Genomic DNA, 8166 nt, shown 5'->3' on the forward strand with positions numbered 1-8166 from the left:
TAACAACCGAATCCGAGCACCGAATTAACGGAAACAGTGATCCAATCTATTCTAACAACCGAATCCGAGCACCGAATTAACGGAAACAGTGATCCAATCTATTCTAACAACCGAATCCGAGCACCGAATCAACGGAAACAGTGATCCGATCTATTCTAACAACCGAATCCGAGCACCGAATCAACCGAAACAGTGATCCGATCTATTCTATTAACCAAACTTAACCCACGAGTGAACGGCAAAACGCTATCCCATAAAATGCTCAGCTAGCTCTAAATCCCGCCGGGCAAACTCTCTTACTATCTTCCCGCTCTCCATCAGGGCCGCGCGTTCAGACATATGGGCCACCACATCGCTGTCGTGGCTGACCAATAAATACGTCATGCCATGTTCGCGTTTCAAGTGATTGAGCAAATTGAGGATTTCCGCCTGAACCGACATATCTAATGCTGAAGTAGGTTCATCCAGTAACAACAGTTTTGGTCGCAATAACAGGGCGCGAGCAATAGCAATACGCTGGCGCTGGCCGCCAGAGAACTGATGAGGGTAACGCTGGGCGGCAGAAGCAGGCAGACCTACTTGCTCTAATGCACTTACGATTCGCTGCTGGATATTCTTTTCACCGTGAATCTGTAATGGCTCACCCAATGTGCGTTGAATATTATGCTGAGGGTGCAGTGACGCATAAGGGTCTTGAAACACCATCTGCACATCTTTACGCAGTTGGCCGGTGAAACGTTGCCCTGGCCGTAACGGCGTACCCAGCAAGGTTATCTCCCCTTGCCATTCTCGCTGTAGACCGGCCAAAGTACGTAATACCGTGGATTTACCACAACCGGATGCGCCGATCAGGCTGAAGGTTTCACCCGCTTCAACGGCAAAACTTACTGATTCAACCGCTGTTTTTACCTGATTCTTCTGAGGGAAACTGACCCGGAGATTATTGACTTCAATCAGTGCCATGGGAACCTCCAGAGAAATCAGCGCTGCGATCTAATACTGGCAAGTCAGTGCCATAGGTACCGGCATTCGGGCGGCAGGCCCATAACGTATGGGTATAAGGATGAGTTGAATAAGGCAAATCTGCCGCCGCCCCTTGATCGACCAGTTTCCCTTGATACATCACCAGCACGCGATGGCAATGCTCAGCGACCAACGGCAAATCGTGGCTTATCAACAGTAAACTCATATTGCGCTGCTCGGTTTGTTCAACAATCAATTCAAGAATTTGATTACGCAGTTTGGCATCCAAGGCTGATGTTGGTTCGTCGGCAATTAATACTCGTGGGTTATTCACCAATGCTATAGCTAACATTGCCCGCTGGCCCATTCCGCCGGAGAGTTGGCCAGGATAGCTGTGGTAAGCACCTTCATTCAGCCCGACGGCAGCCAGTGCATTTAATACTCGTTCATGAGCATCGGCCCCTGAGAGAGCATTATGTAACAGCAGGGATTCTTCAATTTGCTTACCTACGGTTCGCACCGGATTCAGTGCGTAGCGGGGATCTTGCAGCACCATAGCAATTTCACTGCCACGTAACGCACCCCACTGTTTCGGCTTAAGGGATGTCAAATCGTGTTCGACGATCTTACCGGGATTTCCTTGTTCATCGGTATTGTCAGAGTAATAACTCAGCTTTTTGGCGCTGACTTTGCCCGGTGAGCGAACTAACCCCATCAGTGCTCTGGCAGTAATGGATTTACCGGAACCGGATTCACCGACCAGTGCTACGCGCTCATGGCCGAGCTGGAAAGAGATATTATCCACCACCCGCTGTTGTTTAAAGTCGACACTCAAGCCTTCAACGGCGAAAATTTTATCAGTCATGGTGAGGATCCAAAATATCGCGCAGGCCATCGCCTAACAGATTAAAAGCCATGCTGCTGAGTAAAATGGCGCAGCCTGGGATCGCGGCGATCCACCATTGATCGAAGATAACCTGCATTCCGTCAGCAACCATTGATCCCCATTCGGACATGGGCGGTCTGGCTCCTAGCCCGAGGAAACCTAACCCGGCAGCGGCCAAAATAATGCCAGCTAAATCCAGCGCCAGACGCACCACCGCCGAGGGGAGACACATGGGTAAAATATGGCCCCACAATAGCCGAAGACCTTTAATTCCCATCATTTCAGCGGCGGCCAGATAATCACTTTTGCGCAATAATTGGATCTCGGCTCTGGCCTGACGGGCATAGGCCGGCCAGGTAGTCAGTGCCAATGCCAATGCACCGTTAATCAAACCGGGGCCGAGCATCGCCACGAAGGCAAAGGCCAGAATCAGCCGTGGCATCGACATCACTACATCAGTGATGCGCATCAAAATGCGTTCGAGCCAGCCACCGTAATAGCCGGACAGCACGCCGACCAGTAACCCCAATGGTAGCGTGATCACGGTAACCAGCAGTACCAGCCCTAAGGTTGGGCGGGTGCCGTAAATCAGGCGCGACAGCATATCGCGGCCATAACTATCAGTACCGAGCCAGTGGTGTGCACCCGGCGGTAATAAACGGTCGGCTGCGTTTTGCCAGTTGGGATCTTGTGGCGCTAACCACGGAGCAAAAATTGCAATGATCACCAGCGAGGAGAGAATAAACAGTCCAATGCTGGTGGAGGGGGAACGCTTTAGCGCGTGGCAGAAGGTTATCATCGACATATCAGCGCGTTCTCGGATCCAGCAGGCGGACCAGCAGATCCGTCACATTGTTAATCAAAATAAAGCAGATACCTAGCAGCAGTGTCCCGCCCATAATCGCGGTGGTATCGCCAGCAAATAGTGCGCTGGTCAGGTAACGGCCAATACCCGGCCAGGCAAAAACGGTTTCGGTTAACACCGCACCTTCCAACATACTGGTATAGGCCAGCGCAATCACGGTCAGTAATGTGCCACGGATATTGGGTAGTACATGCATCAGCAGAATTCGCATTTCACCCGCGCCTTTCGCTCGCGCCAGTGTAATGTACTCTTTATTCAGCTCGCTCAAACAAGCTGAGCGGGTCAGGCGGGTGATACTGGCCAGAGCATAGTAAGAAAGCAGGGAAACCGGCAAAATTAAATGGGCGATGGCATTACTAAAGGCACCGGTATCATTGGAGCGCCAGGTGTCGATCAGCGCAAATCCGGTCTTCGCTTCCACAGTATATTGATAAATATCGTCAAGGCGACCGGGCCCCGGGCTCCATTGCAGGCGCGCATAAAACAGCAGCAACATCAGTAGGCCAAGCCAAAAGATAGGTACCGAGTTACCCAGCAAGGTGATAAAGCGAATCGTGGCATCCAGCTTGCTGCCTGCCCAGCGGGCGCACAACAAGCCGAGGATAACCCCCAGTGCTGCGCCAATCACTAATGACAAGGTGGCCAATTCTAACGAGGCGGGGAAAACTGTCAGCAGCTCCTGTAACACGGGTTGGCCACTGGCACTGGCAGTACCCAGATCGCCATGCAGCAGCCGCACCAAATAGTGCCAGAACTGCACGGCTAATGGCTGATCCAGCCCAAGTTGGTGTTTAACTTGTTGATAGGTAGCCTCACTGGCGTGGTCCCCCACGATTTGTAATACCCTATCTACCGGCGACAGCGCCGACAGGAAAAAGGTAATTACCAGCAGACCGAATAAGGTCAGGGCCAGGGTAAATAAACCCTGTAAAAACCCCCAAAGACGACGCCGGGATTGGGTTCCCGGCGTATTATTTAGTGCTACAGACATCGACTAGCAACTCACTGTTTCATAGATACATTTATCGATATATCAACCAGCTATGCCCAAGAACTTGGCGTTACAGGTAGGCGGCAAATGAACGAGTCCCGATGAGCTTACACTGGTAAGTGATTCGGGTAAGTTCACGCAGCTAACAACCCTGCAACTTCAAGTACGCAGGGAATAGGCTATTTGCTGACACGGTCATAATAGACCATATCCGCATTCAAACCTTGCTGGTAGCCTTTTACGTTATCGCGCAGCACAACTTGTGCTTTGGCTTGATCAATAAAGATATAAGGCGAGTTCTGTTGCAGCTCTTGTTGCAACTGGGTATAGAGCGCAGTGCGTTTCGTCGGATCGGCTTCTGCGACGGCGGCCAGTGTTTGTTTATTCAGCTCAGGAATAACCCAACCGTTTAAACCGGCAACAGTGCTGCTCTTGCCGTCGTTATAGGCAAAGGCGCTGGCATTGGAGTGCGCATCAAAGTAATCCGGGATCCACAAGCGGATAGCAGACTGATGTTGTTTAGCGCGGACTCGACCATACACTTGGCTGCCTGCTGCTGGCAGTAACACCAATTTCACGCCACCTTGAGCAAAACTTGCCTGTAACGATTGAGCGATGGTGATAAACGGAGGTTTGTTCTCAACATCCAGTGTCAATGTGGCATCTTTAATGCCTGCTTTGGCCAAAATCTCTTTAGCTTTAGCCGGATCAAAGGTGAATGGATTGCTTTCGAGAGCACCTGGTAAACCGACCGGCAGGAAACTTTGATGCACGAAATATTGGCCTTTCAGCAGATCTTTGGTAATTCCTTCATAATCAACCAAATAGCGTGAAGCGAGCCAGAATTCAGGTTTGCTCAATAGTGGGTTAGCAGGGTTGGCGGTGTTGAATACCAAATAGTTTTGTTCCGCTGAAGGGATCTCAACCACCTTAACGCCAGCTTGTGTTTTCAGCGCGGCGGTCTGATCTGGCCCCAATTCACGGGCAATATCGGCATCACCCTGCTGAATAAGCAGGCGGCGGGCACTTGGGTCCGGTACGTTTTTGATAATGATATTTTTAATCAGCGGCTTATCACCCGGAGATGTCGGGTTGGCATCCAGCACGATGGCTTGGTGCGGCTGATATACCCGCATTTTGAACGGACCACTACCGGCGGAATGCATTTTCAGCCAGGCATTACCATAGTCGTTTTCTTTAACATTGGCGCTGACGGCTTTCTTATCAACAATTGAGGCGATTGGGGTTGATAAGATATTCAGAGCAACCGCTGGGCTGACATCAGCGCTCCAGCTCAGTTGAACGGTCTTGTTATCAATCTTTTTCAGATGTTGATCGATGTTGCTAGCATCCCAGCCCAGTACGTTAAGGATGAAAGCCGGTGAACGGTTCATTTTTATCGCACGGGTAAAGGAGTAAATCACGTCATCGGCCTGCACTGGATTACCAGAAGCAAATTCAGCCTGCGGACGTAATTTCACGGTAAGGGTTTTGGCTGCGGCATCACCTTGCCAACTTTCAGCAAGGATCGGCACCACTTTTGCCGGGTCATCACGATCAGCCTGTACCAGCCGCTGGTAGAGACTTGGAACCGTTTGAATACTCGACAGTTCATTACTTTCAGCCGGATCAAGGCTGACGATATCATCCAGGGATTGTACTACGACCAGAGTATCTGGTGGCGTTGCTGCCAATGCACCGCCAGATAGTGCTGTCAAAACCAATAATGACAGAATTTTAGCTTTCATTGTGACTCCCCGAAATGGGCTACAACCACGAATGTTTTCGCGTTAATAGCAAGTATAGATAGTTAACATCGCTAGGAAATTATTGTTTTTTCGACTATTTCATCGCAGTTTCTCACGATAATGGCTTTACTGTCTGTGGTCAAAGTCTCAACAGTTATTTGTTATAACAATTAGTGATAAAAAAATTTTACAAAAAAGTAATGATTATTAATTCGTCCAGCAGCAGCACAATCTTTATTCCAGCTTAATAAATGTTAAACACTTCCCACTAAATGAACAGTGAACTGGTTATAATGAAACGTTATTTCATTTTATTTACACGAAAGGGAAAGCCATGATTACCGGAAATATTCATCATTTGGAATTGTTGCCTTATCTGCCTGCACAATTAAAAGAAGCTATTGAGTATGTGAAGAGCCATATCACCGCAGAAACCCCATTGGGTAAGCATGATATTGATGGCAATAATCTATTCGTATTGATCTCCAATGACTGCACGGATTATCTGGAAAATCGCCGTGCGGAATATCACGCTAAGTATCTGGATATTCAGATTGTTTTGGCGGGCGTCGAGGGGATGACGTTCAGTAATCAGCCTGCCGGTAAGCCGGACACTGACTGGTTAGCGGACAAAGACATCGCTTTTTTACCGGCGGGTGTTGATGAGAAGCAGTTTGTTATGCAGACCGGTGATTTTGTGGTGTTCTACCCGGGTGAAGTACATAAACCACTGTGTGCGGTGGGGGAACCGGCTAATGTGCGTAAAGCTGTTGTGAAGATATCTGTAAAATAAGCTATTTCACTTGTCAGCTTGAGCTTCGGGCAGTGCTCGCCGCCGTCACATACTCCGTGTATGCTCCGTTGGCTGCGCGCTGTCCGCACTCAATCTGCCTGCGCCAATAACGCTTATTGATTAGATGTGAAAATAATTAAAAGCCGACACATCAGATGATCGGCCCTGTTATGTTTAGTCTTGACCCAATGTCGCGACCATCACTGCTTTGATGGTATGCAGGCGGTTTTCTGCTTGATCAAATACGATGCTGTGAGCAGATTCAAACACCTCTTCGGTAACCTCCATTCCCCCCGGCAAATCATACTGTTCGGCCATTTGTTTGCCCACGGTAGTTTGGTCATCGTGGAACGCAGGCAGGCAGTGCAGGAATTTGACCTGCGGGTTACCGGTGAGTTTTACCACCTCCATATTGACCTGATAAGGTTTCAGTAAGGCAACACGTTCTTGCCACACCTCTTTCGGCTCACCCATTGACACCCAAACATCGGTGTACAGGAAATCAGCGCCTTTTACCCCTTCGGCAATATCTTCTGTCAGGGTGATTTTTCCGCCCGTTTTCTGTGCCTGCGCTCGACAAGCCGCCACCAGACTGGCCTCCGGCCAACATGCTTTTGGTGCAACCAGGCGCAGATCCATTCCAACCAGAGCCGCCGCTTCCAGCATGGTGTTACCCATGTTGTTACGCGCATCACCAAGATAGGCAAACTTCATTTCACTCAGCGCCTTACCCGGCAAATGCTCTTGCATGGTCAGCAAATCAGCCAGTAGCTGGGTTGGATGGAATTCATTTGTCAGACCATTCCATACCGGGACGCCGGCAAATTCGGCCAACGTTTCAACGATTTGTTGCCCGTGACCGCGATATTGGATACCGTCATACATGCGGCCTAGCACTCTGGCGGTATCTTTAATTGATTCTTTATGCCCAATTTGGCTCCCACCTGGGCCGAGGTAAGTCACGCGAGCACCTTGATCATATGCGGCAACTTCGAAAGAGCATCGGGTACGAGTCGAGTCTTTTTCGAAGATGAGCGCGATATTCTTACCTGCTAATTTTTGCTGCTCACAGCCTGATTTCTTGGCTTGCTTGAGTTCAGCAGCTAGATCCAGCAGGGCCGTAATCTCTGTGGGGGTAAAATCCAGTAACCTTAGAAAGTGACGTTTATAGAACTGACTCATCTGTTCATCTCCATTTACCCTTCATACTTGCTGTCTGGCTACAACACCAATTATTGGGGGGATTAATTGAACTTCAATGTGAATTTAAATTCAATTTATACGTATAAATATTCAATTACAACCCTAATCAATAAATCTTTCTCGTTTATAGTGGAGGCATTAGCGTGGGTGTGGGAAAATAGCATCATACAAAGCCCATTGACTGAGGATAAAGGCATGGCAAACCGCGAAATGCTGGACGAACAACGTGACGAGACCCGCCTGATCATCGAAGAACTGCTAGACGATGGCAGTGACCCAGATGCGCTATACACCATTGAACATCACCTTTCCGCTGAGAAGTTCGACGTGTTGGAGAAGGCTGCCGTTGAAGCATTCAAGCTGGGTTATGAAGTGACAGATGCTGAAGAGCTGGAAGTGGAAGATGGCTCATTAGTGATGTGTTGTGACGTGATCAGTGAAGTTGCACTAAATGCTGAAATCATTGATGCACAGGTTGAACAACTGATTGCACTGGCCGAAACCTGTGGCGTTAACTACGATGGTTGGGGCACCTACTACGAAGACCCGAACGCCGAAGATGACGAAGAGGGTGATTTCGATGGTGAAGAGTTGGTGGATGAAGACGACGACGGTAAGCGCCACTAAATTACCCTTCGTCCTTGACGCTATAGCGGTGTTAGCTGCACTCACTCACCCGAATCACTGACTTGAGTCAGCTCATCGGGATTTGCTCGT

Annotated in this window: 8 protein-coding genes; 2 read left to right on the forward strand and 6 right to left on the reverse strand. The window is 49.2% G+C overall.

All coding sequences use genetic code 11. The features are described from left to right. Positions 1–246: 246 nt before the first annotated feature. The 5 genes from V2A85_RS19915 to V2A85_RS19935 all read right to left on the reverse strand — a co-directional run bounded on the left by V2A85_RS19915 (position 247) and on the right by V2A85_RS19935 (position 5453). The gene (locus V2A85_RS19915) at positions 247–963 is read right to left on the reverse strand and encodes an ABC transporter ATP-binding protein (RefSeq protein WP_420072171.1); all 717 of its coding nucleotides are present in this window, start codon (positions 961–963) and stop codon (positions 247–249) included. Then, positions 950–1828: an ABC transporter ATP-binding protein gene (locus V2A85_RS19920; RefSeq protein ID WP_372557868.1), complete on the reverse strand. Its 879-nt coding sequence runs from the start codon at positions 1826–1828 to the stop codon at positions 950–952. The genes V2A85_RS19915 and V2A85_RS19920 overlap by 14 nt, the downstream gene beginning before the upstream one ends. Next, entirely contained in the window at positions 1821–2654 is an 834-nt protein-coding gene (locus tag V2A85_RS19925) for an ABC transporter permease (protein WP_005186584.1), read from the reverse strand. The genes V2A85_RS19920 and V2A85_RS19925 overlap by 8 nt, the downstream gene beginning before the upstream one ends. A gap of 1 nt (position 2655) precedes the next feature. Then, complete coding sequence (locus V2A85_RS19930; protein ID WP_420072172.1) at positions 2656–3705, reverse strand: ABC transporter permease; 1050 nt, start codon at positions 3703–3705, stop codon at positions 2656–2658. A 179-nt stretch (positions 3706–3884) separates the two neighbouring features. Then, on the reverse strand, positions 3885–5453 hold the full coding sequence (locus tag V2A85_RS19935; protein WP_420072173.1) for an ABC transporter substrate-binding protein: 1569 nt from the start codon (positions 5451–5453) through the stop codon (positions 3885–3887). Positions 5454–5787: 334 nt separating this feature from the next. On the opposite strand from V2A85_RS19935, the gene V2A85_RS19940 reads away from it, so the two are divergent. Beyond that, a complete protein-coding gene (locus tag V2A85_RS19940; protein WP_083160830.1) occupies positions 5788–6246 on the forward strand; it encodes a YhcH/YjgK/YiaL family protein in 459 nt (152 codons plus the stop codon). Positions 6247–6420: 174 nt separating this feature from the next. Here the strand turns inward: V2A85_RS19940 and argF are convergent, their stop codons facing one another. Then, on the reverse strand, positions 6421–7428 hold the full coding sequence (gene argF / locus V2A85_RS19945) for an ornithine carbamoyltransferase (RefSeq protein WP_083160828.1): 1008 nt from the start codon (positions 7426–7428) through the stop codon (positions 6421–6423). A gap of 216 nt (positions 7429–7644) precedes the next feature. Here argF and rraB point away from each other — a divergent pair, with 216 nt between their 5' ends. After that, positions 7645–8076 (forward strand): ribonuclease E inhibitor RraB, encoded by a 432-nt coding sequence (rraB, locus tag V2A85_RS19950; RefSeq protein ID WP_420072174.1) that lies wholly within the window; start codon positions 7645–7647, stop codon positions 8074–8076. Positions 8077–8166: the final 90 nt, after the last annotated feature.

Origin of the sequence: Yersinia sp. 1252 StPb PI (assembly GCF_048593885.1) — a bacterium.
In the GTDB taxonomy this organism is placed as follows: Bacteria; Pseudomonadota; Gammaproteobacteria; order Enterobacterales; family Enterobacteriaceae; genus Yersinia; species Yersinia enterocolitica_E.